Here is a 228-nt window from a genome sequence, read left to right as displayed (position 1 = left end):
GGCATCGAGCTGAAGGGCGGCGACGTCATCACCTCGACCATCAGCCTGAACTCCATCAACGAACTCGGTCTTGCCGTCGGCAAGGAGGCATATGCCGTCATCAAGGCGACATCCGTCATGGTCGGCGTCGACCACTAAGGGAATCACTTTCCGGTGAAAGAGGTCAGCCATGCGAGACACAAATCGTCTCGCATGGCTGACCTCTTTTGATGCACACGAAAGCCCCCC

The 228-nt window shown here is 57.5% G+C and carries 1 protein-coding gene; it reads left to right on the top strand.

Annotated elements, in window-relative coordinates:
• Positions 1–138 (top strand): TOBE domain-containing protein (locus ACO6BQ_RS11875; RefSeq protein WP_489121208.1); only part of this gene is annotated, 138 nt, incomplete at its 5' end.
• Positions 139–228: the final 90 nt, after the last annotated feature.

Source organism: Centipeda sp. (in: firmicutes), assembly GCF_057271695.1.
Note: the sequence above shows the minus strand (reverse complement) of the source record. Positions and strands in the feature narration are given on the sequence as shown.